The 20,200-nt window shown below is 65.4% G+C and carries 13 protein-coding genes; 3 read left to right on the top strand and 10 right to left on the bottom strand.

Going from position 1 to position 20,200, the window contains the following annotated elements; genetic code table 11:
* Nucleotides 1–139: 139 nt before the first annotated feature.
* Complete coding sequence (locus tag AABA84_RS02915) at nucleotides 140–3,586, bottom strand: indolepyruvate ferredoxin oxidoreductase family protein (RefSeq protein WP_212253150.1); 3,447 nt, start codon at nucleotides 3,584–3,586, stop codon at nucleotides 140–142.
* 154 nt (nucleotides 3,587–3,740) lie between these two features.
* On the opposite strand from AABA84_RS02915, the gene AABA84_RS02910 reads away from it, so the two are divergent.
* Nucleotides 3,741–4,196, top strand: coding sequence for an Lrp/AsnC family transcriptional regulator (locus AABA84_RS02910; protein WP_212253152.1), 456 nt, complete (start codon nucleotides 3,741–3,743; stop codon nucleotides 4,194–4,196).
* Between the two features lie 78 nt (nucleotides 4,197–4,274).
* Here AABA84_RS02910 and AABA84_RS02905 read toward each other — a convergent pair whose 3' ends face one another.
* From AABA84_RS02905 to AABA84_RS02895, 3 genes are read right to left on the bottom strand one after another with little or no spacing between them, the layout of a single operon-like run.
* Nucleotides 4,275–5,060, bottom strand: a complete 786-nt coding sequence (locus tag AABA84_RS02905; RefSeq protein ID WP_212253154.1) for a fumarylacetoacetate hydrolase family protein — start codon at nucleotides 5,058–5,060, stop codon at nucleotides 4,275–4,277.
* A gap of 15 nt (nucleotides 5,061–5,075) precedes the next feature.
* Nucleotides 5,076–6,443, bottom strand: a complete 1,368-nt coding sequence (locus AABA84_RS02900) for an LLM class flavin-dependent oxidoreductase (RefSeq protein WP_338311286.1) — start codon at nucleotides 6,441–6,443, stop codon at nucleotides 5,076–5,078.
* Between the two features lie 21 nt (nucleotides 6,444–6,464).
* Entirely contained in the window at nucleotides 6,465–7,517 is a 1,053-nt protein-coding gene (locus tag AABA84_RS02895; RefSeq protein ID WP_338311284.1) for an Ldh family oxidoreductase, read from the bottom strand.
* Nucleotides 7,518–7,815: 298 nt separating this feature from the next.
* Here AABA84_RS02895 and AABA84_RS02890 point away from each other — a divergent pair, with 298 nt between their 5' ends.
* Complete coding sequence (locus AABA84_RS02890; RefSeq protein WP_338311282.1) at nucleotides 7,816–11,931, top strand: bifunctional diguanylate cyclase/phosphodiesterase; 4,116 nt, start codon at nucleotides 7,816–7,818, stop codon at nucleotides 11,929–11,931.
* Here the strand turns inward: AABA84_RS02890 and AABA84_RS02885 are convergent.
* The 5 genes from AABA84_RS02885 to AABA84_RS02865 form a co-directional block, all read right to left on the bottom strand.
* On the bottom strand, nucleotides 11,905–12,246 hold the full coding sequence (locus tag AABA84_RS02885; protein WP_338311281.1) for a hypothetical protein: 342 nt from the start codon (nucleotides 12,244–12,246) through the stop codon (nucleotides 11,905–11,907). The genes AABA84_RS02890 and AABA84_RS02885 overlap by 27 nt on opposite strands.
* A 186-nt stretch (nucleotides 12,247–12,432) precedes the next feature.
* Nucleotides 12,433–13,425, bottom strand: a complete 993-nt coding sequence (gene galE / locus AABA84_RS02880; protein WP_212253164.1) for a UDP-glucose 4-epimerase GalE — start codon at nucleotides 13,423–13,425, stop codon at nucleotides 12,433–12,435.
* A 19-nt stretch (nucleotides 13,426–13,444) separates the two neighbouring features.
* A complete protein-coding gene (locus AABA84_RS02875; RefSeq protein WP_338311280.1) occupies nucleotides 13,445–14,248 on the bottom strand; it encodes a WecB/TagA/CpsF family glycosyltransferase in 804 nt (267 codons plus the stop codon).
* Nucleotides 14,241–16,607, bottom strand: a complete 2,367-nt coding sequence (locus AABA84_RS02870; protein ID WP_338311278.1) for an exopolysaccharide transport family protein — start codon at nucleotides 16,605–16,607, stop codon at nucleotides 14,241–14,243. Before AABA84_RS02870 ends, AABA84_RS02875 begins: the two co-directional genes overlap by 8 nt.
* Before the next feature lie 291 nt (nucleotides 16,608–16,898).
* Nucleotides 16,899–17,699 carry a class I SAM-dependent methyltransferase gene (locus AABA84_RS02865; RefSeq protein ID WP_338311277.1) on the bottom strand — a complete coding sequence of 267 codons (801 nt, stop codon included), beginning with the start codon at nucleotides 17,697–17,699 and terminating at the stop codon, nucleotides 16,899–16,901.
* A gap of 394 nt (nucleotides 17,700–18,093) precedes the next feature.
* Here AABA84_RS02865 and AABA84_RS02860 point away from each other — a divergent pair, with 394 nt between their 5' ends.
* Complete coding sequence (locus AABA84_RS02860) at nucleotides 18,094–19,122, top strand: glycosyltransferase family 2 protein (RefSeq protein ID WP_212253178.1); 1,029 nt, start codon at nucleotides 18,094–18,096, stop codon at nucleotides 19,120–19,122.
* Between the two features lie 3 nt (nucleotides 19,123–19,125).
* On the opposite strand, the gene AABA84_RS02855 is transcribed toward AABA84_RS02860, so the two are convergent.
* Nucleotides 19,126–20,112: a glycosyltransferase gene (locus AABA84_RS02855; RefSeq protein WP_338311274.1), complete on the bottom strand. Its 987-nt coding sequence runs from the start codon at nucleotides 20,110–20,112 to the stop codon at nucleotides 19,126–19,128.
* Nucleotides 20,113–20,200 lie beyond the last annotated feature (88 nt).

Raw genomic sequence — 20,200 nt, 5'->3', positions numbered from 1 at the left:
CGACGTCGGCAGTGCCGTAGGGTGAATTCGAAAAGAGGTGGGCACGCTTCGCTTTGCGCACCCTACGATTCCATCAGCGTGGCGGCGGCAATCGTCTGAACGCGTTGTCCAGAACCGTGCCGATTGGGAGCAGCCGGCGTCAACCGGTGGCGTGCATCCTCGCCGGCGACGGTGTGTCGAGTTCGGTGAGCAGTCGCTCGACGTCGGCCTTCACCTTCACGATCGCGGCGTCCTTCACCGGGCCATAGCCGCGAATTTCCATTGGGGCTTTGGCGATGGCGACGAGTTCGGGCAGATGTCCTGCGTCGAGCTGGCACAGCATCCGTTCGATCACGCCTTCATACCAGGCGATCAGCCCGCGCTCGGTGCGCCTTTCCGAGGTGTAACCGAATGGATCGAACGGCGTGCCGCGTAGTCCCTTCAAGCGCGCGAGCATGGCGAGCGGCATCTGGATCCATTGGCCGAAGGCGCGCTTGCGCGGCCGCCCCCGTGCGTCGTGCCGCGACGGCAGGAAGGGCGGGGCGAGGTGATACTGGACTCTGAAGCCATCCTCGAATTCGCGTTTCAGCTCATCGAGGAATCCGCCCTGCATGTGCAGCCGCGCCACCTCATACTCGTCCTTGTAGGCCATCAGCTTGAACAGGGCCCGGGCAACGGCCTCGGTCAGGGCCTCGCTGTTCAGGACCGCTTCGGCACGGCGGACCCTCGCGACGGTCGCCCGGTAGCGCGCCGCATAGGCGTCGTCCTGATAGGCAGTGAGGAAATCGGCGCGACGGTCGATCATCTGGTCGAGCGTCTCGGCCTTGGGCGCATCGTCCGCCTTCAAGAGGTCGGGATCGGTGGCCGCAATCCGGCCCCAGGCAAAGGCCTGCTTGTTGCGCTCGACGGCGACGCCGTTGAGCTCGATTGCGCGCAGCAGCGCCTGCAGCGAGATCGGGACCAGCCCGCGCTGCCAGGCAAAGCCGAGCATGATGATGTTAGCATAGACGGCATCGCCGAGCAGCCGTTCGGCCAGCGCGTTGGCGTTGATGGTGCCGAGATTGCTCTCGCCGATGACCTGGCCAATGGCGCGCAGGCGGGCGGGGGAGGCGAGATCGGCGTCCCGGAAACGGACGACGTCACCGGTCGGCATCTCTGCGGTGTTGACCGCGGCGCGCGTGCCGCGGTGGTAGGTGCCTGAGGCTTTTGGCGAGGAGCTCACCACGAGGTCGCAGCCGATCAGCGCATCGGCTGCGCCCTGGTCGATACGGACCTGATGCAGGGCCTCGGGACTCGCGGCAAGGCGGATGTAGCTCAGCACGGGCCCGAACTTCTGCGCAAAGCCGGTGAAGTCCAGCACCGAGACGCCGCGGCGTTCGAGATGCGCGGCCATCCCGATCAGCGCGCCGACAGTAATCACGCCGGTGCCGCCGACGCCGGTGATGAGCAGATCGTAGGGACGGTCGAGCGTTGCCGTCGCGGGCAACGGAAGTGTGGCGGCCCGACCAACGGCGTCGATCCGGCTCGCGCCCTTCTTCCGGCGCGTCGCGCCTTCGACGGTCACAAAACTCGGGCAGAAACCGTTGAGGCAGGAAAAATCCTTGTTACAGGCCGACAGATTGATCTGGCGCTTGCGGCCGAACGGCGTCTCCTTCGGCTCGACGCTGAGGCAGTTGGATTCCACCGAGCAGTCGCCGCAGCCCTCGCAGACGAGATCGTTGATATAGGCGAAACGCTTGGGGTCGACCATCTGCCCACGCTTGCGCCGGCGCCGCTTCTCCGTGGCGCAGGTCTGCTGATAGATCAGCACCGAGACGCCGGGGATATTGCGCAGCTCGCGCTGCACGGCATCCATCTCTTCGCGCGGATGAAGGGTGACGCCGGCAGGAAGGTCGGCAGGCGAAAATTGTTCGGGATTATCCGACACCAGCGCGATGCGGGTCACGCCTTCGGCGCGGACGCTGTGGGCGATGGCATGCACGCTGATGGGACCGTCGACGGGCTGGCCGCCGGTCATCGCGACGGCATCGTTGAACAGGATCTTGTAGGTGATGTTGGCCTTGGCAGCGACCGCCTGCCGGATCGCCATTGAGCCGGAGTGGTAGTAGGTGCCTTCGCCGAGATTCTGGAACACGTGCTTGCCGCCCGTGAATTTCGACGACGCCGCCCAGTTCACGCCTTCGCCGCCCATCTGGATCAGTGACGAGGTCTCGCGGTCCATCCAGCTTGCCATGAAGTGACAGCCGATGCCGGCCAGCGCCTTCGATCCCTCCGGTACTTTCGTCGAAATGTTGTGCGGACATCCCGAGCAGAAATACGGCGTTCGTGTCGCGCCGCTGACGTTGATCGTGCGCGCTGCTTCCGGCATCAAGGCGGCTGCGCGTGCGGCGAGATTGAGGCCCGGAAACATCGGATCAAGCCGGCGGGCAAGCACGGCAGCGAGCGCCCGTGGCGACAGCTCGCCGATCCAGGAGATCAGCCGCGCCCCTCGCTCGTCGTGCTTGCCGACCATGCGCTCGGGCTTGGCACCGGGATAGTCGTAGAAATATTCCTTGAACTGGCTTTCGATGATGCCGCGCTTCTCCTCGACCACGAGGATCTCGCGCTTGCCCTTCACAAAATCCATGGCGTCATGCAGCGCCAGCGGCCAGACCATGCCGACCTTGTAAACGTCGATGCCGATGCTGCGGCAGGCGGCTTCGTCAAGACCCATCAGCCGCAGCGCCTCCATCAGGTCGAGATGGGCCTTGCCGGTGGTGACGATGCCGTAGGTGGCATCCGGAATGTCGTAGATGTGACGGTCGATCGGATTGGCCTTCGCGAAGGCGTAGACCGCGTGCTTCTTCGCCTCCAGCCGCTCTTCGATCTGCGGGCCCGGCAAATCAGGCCAGCGGTAGTGCAGGCCTCCCGGCGGCGGCGTGAAATCGGGCGTGCGGAAGAGGCGGGGCGGTTGCAGCGCGACGGAGGCGCCCGCCTCCACGATCTCCGAGATCGCCTTGAAGCCGACCCACATGCCGGAGAAGCGGCTCAGCGCGTAACCATATTCGCCGAACGCGAGATATTCGCTGACGCTCGCGGGATGCAGCGTCGGCATGAACCAGCTCATGAAGGCAACGTCGGACTGGTGCGGCATCGAGGAGGAGACGCAGCCATGGTCGTCGCCGGCGACCACCAGCACGCCGCCATGCGGCGAGGAGCCGTAGGCGTTGCCATGCTTGAGCGCATCGCCGGAGCGGTCGACGCCCGGGCCCTTGCCGTACCAGAGTCCGAACACGCCATCGACCTCGCGATCTCCTTGCGTCTCGACCTGCTGCGAGCCGAGCACCGCCGTCGCGGCGAGGTCCTCGTTGACGGCGGGGAGGAATTCGACACGGTCCCGCTTCAGCCGCTCCTGGATGCGCCAGAGCTCGAGGTCGATGCCGCCGAGCGGCGAGCCGCGATAGCCCGAGATGAAGCCGGCGGTGTTGAGCCCAGCGGCACGGTCTCGCCTGACCTGGTCGAGCGCGATGCGGACGATGGCCTGCGTTCCCGTGAGGAAGACGCGGCCGTGTTCGCGATCGTAGCGATCGGACAGTTCATAGGGGTCGAGTGACGGAAAAGCGTCCATGCGGACCTCCCGCGGCATCCCTGCCGGATGAGAGGAGGGTAGGCCCTGATGGTTGGTAGGTCTTACCTATCTTTTCCTCAACGCCGCTATATTGTGGTAGATTTTCCCGATGCGATGGATGGTCGGGTAGATTATTCCAGATCGGCGGTGCCTCATGATCGAAGACCAGGACGCGCGAATTCTCGCTCATCTCCAGAAGGATGGCCGTGCCACCAACCAGCAACTGGCGGACGAGGTCGGCATGTCCACTTCGGCCTGCTGGCGCCGGGTGCGCGCGCTGGAGGAAGCCGGCGTCATCCAGGGCTATGCGGCGTTGGTCGCGCGCGAGCAGGCGGGCTTTGCGATGTCGGCCATCCTCCATGTCTCGCTGGAGCGGCACGACGCGAAGTTTGTCGACGAGTTCGTCGCGCGGGTAACCAAACGCCGCGAGGTGCTGGAGTGCTTTGCGACCACGGGCGACGCCGATTATCATCTGCGCGTCGTCGTGCAGGACATGGCGGCCTACAACAGATTCCTCGACGAGTTCATGTTCCGCATCCCCGGTATCCGCTATGTCCGCAGCAACGTGGTGCTGAAGGAGATCAAGTCGAGCGTGGCGCTGCCGTTTTGAGACACGGGAAGTGCCGTAGACGCAGGAGGTGCCGTAGGGTGGGCACGCTCCGCTTTGCCCACCCTACGGCACCGGTGCTTACCGCCCCTCCCGCACAAACCTGTTCCGCAACGTCCCGACGCCCGCAATGTCGATCTCGACGACGTCGCCATGCTTGATGTCGGGCGAGGCGCCGTCTGTGCCCATCCAGATCACATCGCCTGGCCACAGCGTGAAATACTTCGTCAGCTCGACCAGGAACGGCACCACGCCGAAAATCATGTCGCCGGTCGCGAAGCGGTTGGTCTCCTTGCCGTTGACCCGGACGATCGTTTCCATCTTGCCAAGATCGGCTTCGGTCTCGATCCACGGCCCCATCGGCTTGAACGTGTCGGCGTTCTTCGAGCGCCACAGGCTGCGGTCGGCCTTCTGCCAGCTGCGCTCGCTGACGTCGTTGCCGATGGTGTAGCCGAACACGCAATCCATCGCGTTCGCTTCGGTGAGGTGCTTCACCTTCTTGCCGATGATGACGACGAGCTCTCCCTCGTAGTGGATCTTCTCCGTCGCAAAGGACGGGATCACGACGTCCTCGTCATGCGCGATCAGTGCGTTCTGTGCACGATAGCCGATCTCGGGCCGGTCGGGCACGGCCGGCACTGTGCCGGCCTTGTCGGCGGCTTCCTTCAGGTGCTTCAGATAATTGAGGCCGACGCAATAAAAGGTGCGCGGGATCAGCGGCAGCTCGATCTTGACCTGCGCCAAAGGATGCGTGCGCGAGGTGCGCTGCCATTCACCGAAGGGATCGCCGTCGACTGCGATGACCTTGTCGCCCTCGATGATTCCCCACGATGTCTTGCCTGTCTCAGTGAACTTCAGCCAGCGCATGTTGTGTACCCGCCATCATTCCGCGGCATCGCGCGGCTGCACCTTCCAGGCGCCGGCCGCCAGCCGCTTGAGCCCGAGATTTTCCCGTAGCGTCCTGCCGCGATAATCCTTCTGGAACAGGCCGCGGCGCTGCAGCTCCGGCACGACATGCTGGACGAAATCGGCGTAGGAGCCGGGGACGTAGGTTGCGGCGATGACAAAACCGTCGCAACCGCGCTCCACGAACATTTCCTCTAACTTGTCCGCGATCTCCTTGGGGCCGCCGACCATGGCGTCCTGCACCTGGCCGCGGCCGGAGAAGGTGACGAAATCGCGCGCGCTCGGATTGCTCTTGCCCGAATTCTTCAGCACGCCATCGCGGATGCCCAGAATGCCCTGCATGCTCTTCAATTCTTCCGTCGTCAGCGGTTCGTCGAGGTCCTTGGAGGCGAAATCGTAGTTGAGCGCTTCGGCGAGCAGCGACAGCGCGTCGATCTGGAGCGGCAGCTTGTTGATCAGCGCCATCTTGTCCTCGGCCTCGGCCTTGGTCGCCGCGCAGACCGGCGTCGTCAGATTGCAGAGGAACATCTGGTCGGGATCCCGGCCGGCCTTGACGGCCTCGTTGCGCACGGAGGCATAGCCGTCCTTGGCGCCCTGAAGATTGCGCGCGGCGGTGAAGATCACCTCGCCCCATCGCCCGGCAAAGCGCTGGCCACGGCCGGAGGCGCCGGCCTGAATGATCACGGGATGGCCCTGCTGCGAGCGCGGCACGGTGAATGGCCCGCGTGACCTGAACGACGCGCCTTTGTGATCGAGCCGCTTCACCTTGGACGGATCAGCAAAGCGGCCGGTCTTCTTGTCCATGATGAGCGCGCCGTCCTCCCAGGTGTCCCAATGACCGAGCACGACCTCCATGAACTCGTCGGCCTTGTCGTAGCGGGAATCGTGTTCGGGATGCGAATCCCGGCCCATGTTGAGGGCTTCACCGTCATTGAGCGAGGTCACGACGTTCCAGCCGGCGCGTCCGCCCGACATGAGGTCAAGCGTCGCAAAACGGCGGGCGACGTCGAACGGTTCGTAATAAGTGGTCGAGCAGGTTGCCCCAAGGCCGAGCTTCTCGGTGACCATGCCCATCGTGGTCAGCACGATCAGCGGGTCCATCTTCACGCAGCGGATGCCGTATTCGACCGTGTGGGCGTGGTCGTTGCCGTAGCGGTCCGGCATTGCCAGGCGATCGTCGAAGAAGGCCATGTGGAACTTGCCGGCTTCGAGAATCCTGCCGATCTCCTGATAGTAGTCCGCCGACATCGAATCGTCGCGCGAGTCCGGATGTCGCCAGGAACTCGGCAAGTTGGTGCAGTTCTGCGCCTGGAGGAAGCCGACCAGGACCATCTGCCGATTCATGCTGCTGTTCTCCTGCTGCCGTCAGGTCAGATCGAGGACGGTGTCGAGCCTGTATTCGCGCGCCAGCGCGCGCAGCTTTTCCCAGGTGGCATCCTCGATCTCGATGCCGTCGCGCAGACGCTGCTGCTCGCGCAGGCCCTCGATCTCGCCGGGATAGTAGACGCCTTTGCTGCCCTCGGACGGCGGCGTCGATTTCAGATAGCGCGCGAACTCGGCGACCTCGCGTTTGAACTCCTGCAGCGGGCGGAACGCGGCGACATTGAACACCGCCATGAAGCATCCGTCGTTGTGTCGTCCCGTAGGCTCGACGCCGAAGCCGAGACCGGTGAGCAGGCCGCACAGCACCTCGACCATGGCAGCAAGACCGCTGCCCTTGTAGCCCTCGGTGCCGCCGAGCGGCAGCAGCGCGCCGCCCTTGCGGTATTGGGTGGGATCGGTGGTGTGCCGTCCCTCGGCATCGATGATCCAGCCCGTCGGAATCTCCTCGCCGCGCGCGACCGCGAGCTGGATCTTGCCGGCTGCCACCGCCGAAGTCGCCATGTCCAGATAGAACGGCGCGTCGAGATCGGACGGCACCGCGATCGAGATCGGGTTGGTGCCGAGCCGCGCCTCCCTGCCTCCGAACGGCGCCACATGTTTCGGCGAGCGGCCGGAGTCCGCCGTGGCAATCCCGATCATGCCTGCGCGCATCGCCATCAAGGGGTAGGCGGCGAGGCGGCCGACATGGCTTTGCCGGAACACGGTGCAGGCAGCGACATTCGCCGTCCTGGCTTTCTCGATCGTCAGCGCCATCGCCCTGGCGTTGACGTGGAAGCCAAAGCCCCAATGGCCGTCGATCACGGTCGTGGTCGGCGATTCCTGGACGACGGTCCATTTGGCGCCGGGAACGATGTGGCCGGCCTTGATGCGGTCGATATAGGTGGGAACGGCGATCACGCCGTGGGAATCGTGGCCGGCGAGATTGGCGTTGACGCAGCCGACCGCGACGGCGTCGGCTTCTTCCTCGGAAGCTCCGGCGGCCCGGAGCAGGGCGGCGCTGACGCGCGTGAGGCGATCGGCCTTGACGATCGGCATGGCGTTCCCCGGGGTCCTTGCCCTTGGTGGGCACTGATTGTTGGAGGCCATCGTCTCAAAGCGCAGCTGCGATATCAATCTCCCGTAAACCAATACAGGGCTGCAAATTCGTAAAGAGGTCGCGCCTCTCGCTCAGGATTCGTCCCGTGCGGCGGTATTTTCGATAGTTTGCCTCGGGTCGTTCGCAGCTCGTTCACTTTGATCGATTGTTTGCAGCGCGCAATAACGACCACTTAGGCGATGGCCCCTCATAAAGGCACCCGGGAGAAATAGGCAGAAATGCCCGGGAGCTGAGATCGTGCCGACGACACTCGCGCGCACCTTTGCGGCGTTGAGCGCCATCAACGAAGCGATTCTCTATGCGAAATCGCCGGACGAGCTGTACCAGAAGGTCTGCGACGCCGGGTTTTCGAGCGGGGATTTCTTGGCCGTCGCCGTGTTCCTGGTCGAACCGGACGGCCGGCGGTTGCGATTTGCGGCCGGCTGCGGCGACGACATCCCGCGACTGCGCTCGATCCTGATCACCACCGAAGCCGGCACGCCCGAAGGATCGGGCGTCGGGGGCGAGGCGTTTCGCGATCAGAAACTGTGCATCAGCAACGATTATCTCAATGATCCGCGCTCGCTGGCGTGGCGTGCGGGGGCGGCCACGGCCCATATCGGCGCGGCTGCGGCGCTACCGCTGCTCTGCAACGGCCGCAGCGTCGGAGTGCTGTATGTGACCCGCAGCGAGCCGAATTCGCTGAACGACCAGATGGTCTCGCTGTTCGAGCGCATGTCGGCCAACATATCCTATGCGCTGGACAATTTCGCGCGCGAGACCGCACAGCAGACCAGCGAGCGGGCGGCGCGGCGGCTCAACCGCATGTTCGGCGCCATCAGCGCCACCAACGAGGCCATTCTGCGCGCCAAGACCGAGCAGGAGCTGTACCAGCTCGTGTGCGACGCCTCCGTCCACGGCGGCAAGTCGCTGGCGACGATCGTCCTGCTGAAGGAGCAGGAGTCCCACTGGCTGAAGCCAGTTGCCGGCACTGGCCAGAATCTGGAGCTCGTTGCCCAGACCAATTATTCCGTCGATGCCGCCAATCCCTATGGCCGCGGCATCTCCGGCAACGTCTTCCGCAGCCAAAAGCCCTTTGTCGAGGACGACCTCGCGAGCCGCACCAAGGGAACGCTGTGGGAGCAGGCCAATGTCAACGCGGGGGTCGCAGCCTGCGTTGCGGCTCCGCTGGTCAAGTTCGGCAAGAGCGTCGGCGTCGTCCTGTTCTTCATCAGCAAGTCATGGGCGAAGGACGAGGAGGTCGTTGCGCTCTTGCTGCGCATGGCGGAGAACGTCTCGTTCGCGATCGAGAATTTTCACCGGGAGTCCGAGAAGGCCAGAATCGCCGCGGAGGAAGAACGTCTGGCGCGCATGTATGCGGCGCTCAGTGCCACCAACGAGGCGATCCTGCGCGCGCGGACGCGCGCCGAGCTGTTCGACCTCGTCTGCGAGGCGACCGCGAAGGGCGCCAAGTTCACCTCGGCCACCATCGCGCTGGTCGACCGCGACGCCGAGCTGCTGCGTGTCGTCGCCTGTTACGGGCCCAACGCCGACCAGGTTCGTAACTTCAAATTCTCGATCTCCGAAGAAGTGCCGGAGGGGCGCGGACTGACGGGCACGGCGTTCCGCACGCGCCAGCCCGCGGTCAGCAACGACGTGCTCGCCGACGAGCGCATCGCGCCGTGGCACGCCAGCGCCCGCCGCAACGGGATCGCGTCCTCCGCGGCGTTGCCGCTCTTCAACGGCGACCGGGTCGAAGGCGTGTTCCTGTTCAACTCTCCGGAGTGCGGCACCTTCACGGACGAATTCGTCGAATTGCTGCGCAAGCTCCAGGCCAATGTCGCCTTCGCGCTGGAAAGCTTCGATCGCGCCGGGGAGAAGGCGCAAGTGGACAAGCAGCGCAATCGCCTGACCGGAATGTTCGAAGCGCTCAGCGCAACCAACGAAGCGATCATGCGCGCCAAGACGCGCGAGGACCTGTTCGAGGCCGCGTGCCAGGCAGCTATCCTCGGCGACGTGTTCGCGTCGGCAACGATCGGTATCATCGACGAGGAAAACGAACTCGTTCGCGTCGTCGCGGTGAAGGGTCGCCTGCAGCAGCAAATGGTTGGACGGACCTGTCGCATTTCCGTCGACCATCCCGAAGGCGAGGGAATCATCGGTACTTCGCTCCGGACCCGCCAGCCCAGCGTCATGAACGACTATCTGAACGAGCCGCGGTCGGCATATTGGCGGACGAAGGCGATCGAGGATGGAACGCGGGCCGCCGCCAGCTTCCCGCTTCTAAAGGCCGGTCAGGAACCGATCGGCATCCTGCTTTTCCTTGCACCCGAGGAGAACACATTCACGCCCGATCTGGTCGAGCTGCTCGGACGCCTTGCCGAAAACGTCTCCTTCGCGCTCGACAATTTCGACCGAGCCGAGGAAAAGGCCCGCACCGAGGCGCAGAAGGAGCGCCTGACGCGGATGTTCGCGGCTCTGAGCGCGACCAACGAGGCGATCATGCGGGCGAAGTCGCGCGCCGAGCTGTTCGACCTCGTCTGCCTTGCCGCCTCGAACGGTGCCAAGTTCACGTCGACGACCATCGCGCTGGCCAGGGCCGACAGCGACCAGCTGGAGATCGCGGCGAGCGCAGGCCCGTCCGCCGACACCACGCGGAACGTCCGCCTCTCCGTCGATCCCGAGCGGCCCGAAGGACGCGGAATGAGCGGCACGGCGTTCCGCACGCGCCAGCCCTGCATCAGCAACGACTATCTCAACGACCAGCGCGTAAGCGCCTTCCATGCCGTCGTCCGCGGCGACGGCGCGCGGTCCGGCGCGGCATTTCCGCTCATCGTGCACGACCAGGCCGTCGGCGTCATGATCTACATGTCGACCGAGCCGGCGACCTTCACGGCCGAGTTCGTCGAGCTGTTGCAGCGTCTGGCCGACAACGTGTCCTTTGCGATGGAGAATTTCGATCGCGCCGACGCCAAGAACGAGGCGGACGAGCGGATCGAGTACCTGGCCTCGCATGACAGCCTGACGGACCTTCCGAACCGCGAGACCTTCAACGGGCTTTTGCGCGAGGCGATCGACACGGCGGAGCGTCACGATCACCGTTTCGCGGTGCTGTTCATCGATCTCGACCGCTTCAAGGTCATCAACGATTCGCTGGGCCATGAGGCCGGCGACCTGCTCCTGCTCGAAGTCGCCAACCGCTTACGCGGGGCGCTGCGGGAGAGCGACGTGGTGGCCCGCCTCGGCGGCGACGAGTTCGTGGTGATCCTCGACCAGTGCGGCGAGATCGACGACGTCCAGCGCATCGCGACCGGACTGCTCGCGGCTCTCGCCGAGCCCATGGAGCTGGCCGGACACGAGTGTCATACCACGGCCTCGATCGGTATCGCGATGTATCCGGCCAACGGCTCCGATGCGCAGACCCTGACCAAGAACGCCGACATGGCGATGTATCTCGCCAAGGAGGACGGCAAGAACGGCTACCGCTTCTTCTCCAAGGAAGTGACGACGCAGTCGATCGAGCGGCTGTCGCTGGAGAGTGCGCTGCGCCGCGCGCTGGAGCGCGAGCAGTTCTCGCTGAATTACCAGCCCAAGGTCGACATGGCGACCGGCCAGATCACCGGCGTGGAAGCCCTGCTGCGCTGGGCGCATCCTGATCTCGGCAACATCTCGCCGGCTCAGTTCATCCCGCTCGCGGAGGAGACCGGCCTGATCGTGCCGATCGGCCGCTGGGTGCTGAGGGAAGCCTGCGCGCAGGCCATGGCGTGGCAGCGCCGCGGCCTGTTGCCGTTGTCGATGGCGGTCAACCTGTCGCCGCGGCAGTTCGCCGACGAGCATCTGTTGCAGGACGTCGACGAGGCGCTGGCGGCCAGCGGCATGTCGCCGGTGCTGCTCCAGCTCGAGGTCACCGAGAGCATGATGATGCGCAATGTCGGCCGCGCGCTCAAGGTGCTCGATGCCATCCAGAGCCGCGGCATCCGCCTCGCCATCGACGATTTCGGCACCGGCTATTCGTCGATGTCGCTGATGAAGCACTTCCCGATCGACACGATCAAGATCGACCGCTCCTTCGTACGGGACCTGCCGCAGGATTCGGAAGACCAGGCGATCGCACAGGCCATCATCAGCATGGGCAAGGCGCTCGGCATGACTGTCGTCGCCGAAGGCGTCGAGAACGCCGAGCAGGAGGCATTCCTGCGCACCCATGGCTGCGACGAGATGCAGGGCTTCCTGATCTCGAAGCCGCTGCCAGCCAAGCAGATGGCCGCGCTGTTGCGGCCGATGGTCCTGCCTATCGCCCCGCCGCTCCAGCCGGAGCCGGACGTTGCGGCCATGGAAGCTGCAGCGTCACGGCTGAAACGCGCTGTCGTCTGACGGCTGCGGGTGCAGCTCGCGGGCGTCGTGTTCCCCGCCCTCGGCCTTGCTCGGAAAATCCTGCGGTCCCGTCAGCGATGTCTGTTCGACGAACAGCGCGAGAATCGTGTGCGCGCCCTCGGCGAAGCTCGCGCCCTCGTTCAAACCGAGTTCGGCGCAGCATGCGCAGCTCATCGGCTCCCGGTCATCGAACACTGCCATCGCGGGTCCCCACCACCAGGCGGGCGCAGGCGAGCGCTCGTCCGCGGGCACAATGTGCCAGCGGGCAAACTCTGCCATCACGCGTTCGAACTCCAGGCGTGCGGCCTGATGCATTCGTTCCATGCTCCCAGGGGGCCGCGACCGATGAAAGGCCGACGCGTCGACGTGATCGTGGCCTGACGCTCGGAAAAATCGGCTCGCGCAATCGCCGAGCCATGCATGCCGGCATCGTCGCCGGCAGCGAAGGCCCAGTCTAGCCGTTCATGCCTCCGTCGAGCAAGGCGCGGGCGCCCCGATTGCCTAACGCTGTCTGAGCGGATGCGCCTTCTGGTGCCAGGCCCAGGCGGTGCGGATGACCGTCGCCAGGTCGGAATGACGCGGCACGAAGTTCAGCACCTTTCTCGCAGCGGAAGGATCCGCGACCAGATAAGTGGGATCGCCGGCGCGGCGCGGCTTGATGGTATGCGGCACCTCGCGGCCGGTCTCCTGCCTGATCGCGTTCAGGATCTCGCGCACGGAAAAGCCGGAGCCGGTGCCGAGATTGAAGCTGCCGCCGGCATGCCCCTCTTCCAGGAGCTTCAGGGCCGCGACATGCGCCGCGGCGAGGTCGGTGACGTGGATATAATCGCGGATCGCGGTTCCGTCGGGCGTGTCGTAATCGTCGCCGAACACTGCGAAGTCGACATGGCCCTGCAGCGCCATCATGGCGCGGGGAATGAGGTGGGTTTCATTGTCGCGCAGCTCGCCGATGCCGCCGGCCGGATCGGCGCCGCTGGCGTTGAAGTAACGCAGGCAGAACGCGCCGAAGCCGTAGGCCGCGCGGTAATCGGCGAGCATCCGCTCGATCATCCATTTCGACGCGCCATAGGGGTTGATCGGTGCGCAGGGAAAGTCTTCCGGCAGCTCCTTGGAATCGGCATTGCCGTAGACGGCGCCGGTCGAGGAGAACACGATGCGATGGCAGCCGGCGTTGCGCATCGCCTGCAACAGCGACAGCGTGCCCTGTACGTTGTTGATGTAGTATTTCTGCGGATCGGTCATGGACTCGCCGACCAGGCTCGCCGCCGCGAAATGCATCACTGCCGTGATTTTGTGATCGGCGAAGGCGCGTGCCAGCGCCGTGCCGTCGAGCAGATCGCCCGTCACCAGGGGACCGGCAACGAAGCTGCGATGACCTGTCGAGAGATTGTCATAAACGACGGGCTGATAGCCGGCGGCGGTCAATGCGCGGCAGGCATGCGAGCCAATATAGCCCGCGCCCCCAGTGACGAGGACAGTCGGTCGGTCGGTCATGTCGTCTTCTGCTCTTCTCTTAGCGGAGGGGTTTGTTGCGGCTGAAGAGAAGATAGAGCGCGCGGGGGTTGGTGGTCAAATAGCGCCAGAACAGGCGGCGCGGCTCGAGCAAGGTGCGCCAGGCCCATTCGAGTCCGACCTTCTGCATCCATTGTGGCGCGCGGGAACGGCTGCCCGATAAAAAATTGAACAGCCCGCCTGATGTCTTGATAACGCCCACATTGGTCAGGTGCGGCGTGAACTCTTCCACGAATGCCTGCTCGTTGGGCACGCCGAGCGCGACCCACAGATAGTCCGGCGCAAGCGCGTTGATTTCCTCGACCTTGGCGCGCAGCGCCTCGCCTCGCAGATAGCCATGGCTGCGCCCGATGATCTTGAGGTCCGGATACAGCTTCTGGACGTTCTCGACGGCCACGATGTTTTCGGCCTCGCTGGCGCCGAACATGTAGAAGGTGCGGCCGACCGCTTCCGCCTTGCGCGCGACGACGTGGAACAGGTCCGTGGTCGCGACGCGCTCGGGCAGGGGAAACCATGATTGCAGCCTCGAGGCCGCCACCAGCGGCTGGCCGTCGGCGTTGATCAGGTCGGCGGCGCGGAACAGGCGCTCGGTCTGCGGTTCCGTCGAGCAGCGCGCCAGCACCTCGCCATTGGCCGAGGTCAGGAATAACGGGCGGCCGATGCGATTGTCCGGATCGGTCGCTTCGATCATGAAATCGGCGGTCGCTTCCAGATCGATCGCGGCCATGCGGAGGCCGCCGACGGTGATTCGCGGCACGTCGGCCGTTGCCGCCCGTCCGTCGAGGTTGACGCGACGCTCAAGCATATTGTCTGCCTCGCTGGCGCGTTTGGAGTGCCGGGGTGAGCTCGTCCAGCACGACGCCGACGAGCTTGCGCTCGGCGCGGCCCAGCGCGGTCAGGATCTCTTCCAGGCTGTCGTTGATGTCGAGGCTGGTCGGCAGCACCGCCACCAGCGCGTCGGTGTCGTCGAGCAGCTTGCGGCCGCTGGCCGAGAGCGGCATCGCCGGGCCGTCCAGGATCACGAGGTCATAGCCGCCTGCGGAACGCGCCTGCGCAATCGCCTTGCGGATCGCGTCGGCAGCCTTTCCGGCGTCACTCTCGCCGACCGGCAGCACCGAAATGCCGTTGACCGTCTTGATCTCGCGTGCGGCCTTGCTGCCGATCGAGAGCCAGCCGAGCCTGCTCGGCTCGCTCTTGCCGGGGCGGCTGACCCTGTTCGAGAGCGCGTGGGCCTGATGGTCGGCATCGATCATCAGCACGCGGGCACCGTCGCGCGCGGCCGCGAGCGCGAAATTCAGCGCGATCACGCTGCGTCCGCTGGTCTCGTCGGCGCCGACGAGCGCGATGACCGGCATCGCCTTGTCGCCGGTGCGCCGGGCCACGGCCGTTCGCATATCGCGCCAGGCGTTGAGCAGCCGCGTCAGGGGAAAGCCGGGCCGCAACGTCGGCCAGCCCAGCCGGGTGAGGTCGACGCCGCCGCCGGTGGCGAGAATGGCTCCGAGCGTGTGGATGACGTCGGCCTCCTGGAGGCGCGCAATCAGCGGCTTTTCGATCAGGGGCTTTTCGACCATCTCAGGCTGCAGCGATGGCGCGGCAAGTTCGGGCAGGACCTGCGCCACTTCCTGAGGTCGCGAAACCTGCGGGGGCTGCGGAGCTTCCGGAGCCGGCAAGACCTCGGGCGTGCGCGTTCTCTCCGGTACCGGCTTGCGCTCACGGCGGGCCGATGCGGGCGCCGGTGCGCCGACGAGCAGGAGTTCGGCCGCGGCGAACCAGCTCGACGCCGCGAACGCGCCGAAGATGAAGCCGATCATGGCGAACAGGCTCATGGCGGGCGGGAACGAGCGCCGCTGCGGTACCGTCGCTTCGCCGATGACGCGGGCCGCCGAGGTGTTCAGCGTCTCCTGCTCCTCGGTCTCGCGCGAGCGCTTGAGGAAGGATTGGTAGACGTCGCGGCTGGCATCGGCCTCGCGCTCGAGCTCGCGCAGGCGCACGGCGGCCTGGCTGAGCTGGACGCTCTGCCGCTTCTGCGCTTCCAGCGCCCGGTTGAGCGAGGCCTCGAAGTCGCGGGCGCGCGTCAGATCGTTCTTGGCGGACTGCGCGAAGCGGTCGATCTCTTCGTTGATGGTGCGCTTGAGGTCCTCGACCTGCTTCTCGGTCTGGCGCAGCGCCGGATGGCGCGGCCCGAGCTCGCCGGCCTGCTCAGCATATCTCTTTCGCGCGTCGGCATATTGCGCGCGCAAATTCGCGATGGTCGGCGATTGCAGCGCCTCCGAATTTGCGCCGGCATCGGCAGCGGTACGGCGGCTCGCCTCGATCTGGTCGAGCCGCGCCTGCGCGTCCATCGTCGCCGCGCGAGCCGCGGAAAGCCGCTGGTTGCTGGCTGAGAGCTGCTGATCGCTGATCAGCGCGTCCTGGGTGCCGACGAAATTGTTCTGGGCCTTGTAGGTGGCGAGCGTGGTCTCGGCGCTGCGCAGCCGCTCGCGCAGCTCCTTGAGGCGGCCGGAGAGATCGTTGGTGGCACGCCGTGCGGCCGAGGCCTGCGAGTTGCGGGATTCGGTGAGGTAGGCATTGGTCAGCGTGTTGGCGAGCATCGCCGCTTTCGCCGGATCGGTCGACCAGACCTCGATGTCGACGATGAAGCTCTTCTCGGTCTTGCGGACCGTGATGTGCCGGTTCAGCGCGTCGAGCGCCCCAAGCTGCACTTCCTTCGTCTCCGCAGCGGAGGGCGCGCGGGGCTGCAGGCCGATCAGGCCGAGCAGCGACGACATCAGGCTCTTGCCGTCGCCGCCGCCGAATTCCGGATCCTTGTCGAGACCGGCCTGCTGGATCACCTTGAGCAGGACGCTGTTGGAGGTGATCAAGCGCGCCTGGCTCTCCACCACCATGGACATGCCGGAGACGTCCTGCGCGCGCGGCGTGAGCTCGCGGTCGACGAGCTGAAGCTCGCGCGGATCGACATAGAGCTGGGCGGTGGCGGTGTAGCGGGGCGTCAGGCTCTTGCCCACGGTGACGGCAAGCGTCGCGCCGAGCAGGGCAGCCGCGGCAATCGCGATCTTCCGCCGCCAGAGCAGATTGGCGAGCTCCAGCACGTTGAAGCCGGCCTGAGACCTCTGTTGCGGGGGCTCGGATTTCGCCCGATCTATTGGCTGGTTATAGTCAAGCATGATCCCCAGCTTTCATTCCAAATGCCGCAGGCTGAGGGGTTACTCTTCGCTTCTTGCCATGCACCCGGGATATAGGTGCCCAATCAACGCAACAGGGAAAATTAACCATACTCACTGAGGGACTATTCACCGAAATGGCAAACAAAGCGTTTAAGCGCTTGCCACTCCGCGGTGCGTCCTCGTGACGCCGGCGATGCCGGGGCTCCCTGGAGATTAACGGTTCGTTACCGCGCACGGCATGGCTGCGAGGCTCGGCTTGCTCTGCAATGGGCCGCGCGCGCGCCATGATCGTCAGCTCTTCCGCAGGATGACGTGATAGTCGCCGCGACGGACGTCGGTCCCACGCGAAAGCATGGTATTCAGCACGGCCGCGCCGGCGTCCACGAGCGCCGCGAACAGCGGCTTGCGCCGGCGCATCTCGGGATAGCGCGGACTTTCGACCTCGCGGCGGTAGATCATCTCAAGGCCGTTGGCAGCCGCGAAGGCTTCGAGCCGGGGCAGCGTCACCAGCGGATGGAAGAAGGTCGGGAATGGCGGCTCCCCGGGCAGTCCGGCATCCTTGATGCCGCGGATGTGCCGGTAGAACCAGACGTGGAACCAGTGCGGCGAATATTTGGTGACGACGCCAGACAGCGAGCGGGGATTGGGCGCGCCGATCAGGATCAAGCCGCCGCGCTTGAGCGCATCGCGGAAGTTCAGGAGCGCGGCGTCGACATGGGGCAGATGCTCGATCACGTTGTAGCAGATCACGAGATCGAAGGTCTCGTGTCCGAAACGGTAGGTCTGCACGTCGCCGAGGATCGCCTCGTCCGCGTAAGTGTTGTTGCGGACCTGGTCCTCGTCGATGTCGACGACGGTGACCTTGCTGCGGTTCGGCAATTCCGGCGGCAGGACGCTGCACGAGCCGCCGCCGGCTTCATATATGGCGAGTTGGCCCTGCGGCAGTTCGCGGCGTAGCACGTCGTGAACGGCGAGCAGGCTGTCGCGGGCTTCGCCCGGGACGAGATCGTGAAGCGCCTGGACGGGTGCAGCCGCCGCGGGGATCTGGATCGCCGTGGCTGTCGCAAAATCGATTGTGGCTGGCTTGTTCATGTTTTTGGACCGCGCTTGTTCTATTCAAATTTACAGGAAAAATATCGCGAGCCCGAAGAGCAAATCCGATGCCGCGCCGTCTCACCGGTCGCAGTGCTTAGGGGCGGGTTAATGCGCATGCGCATTAACTACGGCATTGTTCATGTTGGGTCGTCGTCGGCGCATGGACCGCGACTTGCAGTATCACGCGCGCATGATGTCGCGGGAGAAACCGGCGAATGCGGTTAAACGCATGATGTTGTTTCAGGACGGCCGGGAGACCGGGGCTAGGCACAGGCGCGCCCCTTCAACTGGCCGTTCGTTTTGGGACGCATCTGTCCCGCGACGATGCGCCGTTGCGGGACGTACGAATGAAGCAGGGCTTTTTCAACATATCTCGGACATCTAGAACGTCATGACATTGATCCCGACAGACCTGTCCGCCACGCGCATCTCGGATGCCGTGCGCGATCCCAACCGGGAGATCGTGGCGAGCTCCGGGGTCATCGACCTGTCGGTCGGTATCGTCGTCTGCATTCCCTGCTTCCGCCGTCCGCAGCATCTGCGATTGACGCTGGAGTCGCTTGCGAACCAGCGGACCCCACGTTCCTTTGCCGTCGTCATGGTCGAGAACGATGCCGCGCAGCGCGAAAGCGCGCCGGTTGCTGCGGAATTCCTGGCGGCCGGCAGGCTGCAGGGCGTCTGCCTCGTCGAGAAGCGCCAGGGCAATTGCCAGGCCATCAACGCTGCGTTCGAGACGGCGCAGGCGCTGTTTTCCGCCGCGACCCGCTTCCTGATGATCGACGACGACGAGATCGCCTCGCCGGACTGGCTCGAGCTGATGGTCCGCACCGCGGAGGCGACCGGCGCCGACGTGGTCGGCGGGCCGGTGCTGCCGATGTTCGACGACGACAGCAAGCCGTGGCTTTCGCGTCATCCCGCCTTCCGTCCCGCCTACGACTATTCCGGCGCGGTGCCGCTGATCTACGGCTGCGGCAATTGTCTGATCACACGGTCCGCCTTCGAGCGGTTCGATCGTCCCGCATTCGACCTGCGCTTCAACTTCCTCGGCGGCGGCGATTGCGACTTCTTCGTGCGGTGCCGCGATGCCGGCATGATCTTCCACTGGACGGCGGAGGCGGTCATCACCGAGACCGTGCCGCAAAGCCGCACCAGCCTCGGCTGGATCGCCAAGCGTGGCCTGCGCATCGGCGCAATCAATTATCGCGTGCAGCACAAGGCCGCGCAGAGCGCGGCGGCCCGAGCGCGGGTGTTCGTACAGATGCTCGGGCGGCTGCCGCTCTCGCTGGTTCGGTCCGCAGGTCTGTTGACGTCGTCGAAGGCCGTCGTGGCGATGCATCCGGTGATGGTCGCGCTCGGCTCGATGCTCGCGGCGTTCGGGATCGAGCCAAAACCCTATGAGGCCTCGAAGATCGTGTCGTGACGATCAGATGCCGAAGCGTGCGAGGGCGGTCCTGGCCGCGGCGCGCGGCAACGCCTTGAGCGAGCGCCGGCCGACCATTCCGAGATAGAAGAAGGCCTGGCGATATCGGCCGAAGCGCACCGCCTGCATCGCCGAGTAGGTGATGAGATGAAGTTCGGCGGCGAGGCGCAGTCCGGCCGCCGTGCCCTCGGGCAGCCGTGCCAGGATCAGCCCGTCGTCGAATACCCGCGCGATGGCCGGGAAGAAATCCTTCGGCGTCCGCACCGCGGCATTCATGGTGTTGGCGGTGTGCAGGCGATAATCGAGCAGCAGTTTCGGCGCGAATTCGAACTCGCCGATCGCGGCCAGGCGGCACCAGCAATGCCAATCCTCGCAATATCTGAGCGAGGCGTCGAAGCCGCCGATGGCACGGAAAGCCTCGGCGCGCGCGAGCGCGATGCCGCCATTGACGATGAAATTGCCGGCGGCGAGCCGCGTCAGCACGTCGCCGGACGGCTTCCGGCGCCCCTTCAGCAGGCCGCGCCGGCCGATCTGGTGTCCCTCGCTGTCGATCGTGTTGTAATCGCCGTAGACGAGCACCGCCCGCGGCGCCCCGCGTGCCGCCGCCAGCAGCGCCGCCACTGCGCCGGGGCGGAGGCGGTCGTCGGCATCGAGGAACAGCAGCCAGTCGCCGCGGGCATATCGCGCACCGAGATTGCGCGCTGCCGACACGCCGGCGGAATCATTCGTGATCAGACGCAGCCGCGGATCGCGGATGCCGCGGACGATGGCGGCGGTGTTGTCGGTCGAGCCGTCGTCCACGACGATCACTTCGCCCACCTCGCCCTGCGCCAGTGCGCTGGCGAGGGTTTCGCCGACATAGGCCGCAACGTTCTTGGCGGGAATGACCACGGACACCGTCGTGCTCGACGGCAGCGGCTGGCGAACCGCCGGAACGAGGCGCGTGGTGGCCTGCAAGTCGAGAACGTCTTCGGCGGTGATCTGAGCCACGGCTCGCCTTTAAGAGTCTGTTAACCAGGGCGCATCTGCTGAATGGATGATGCGATCGATCGCAGCATGTGCAGGCCCCGCGAATGAT

The organism is Bradyrhizobium sp. TM239 (genome assembly GCF_036247985.1).
Classification (GTDB): Bacteria; Pseudomonadota; Alphaproteobacteria; order Rhizobiales; family Xanthobacteraceae; genus Bradyrhizobium; species Bradyrhizobium ottawaense.
Note: the sequence above shows the minus strand (reverse complement) of the source record. Positions and strands in the feature narration are given on the sequence as shown.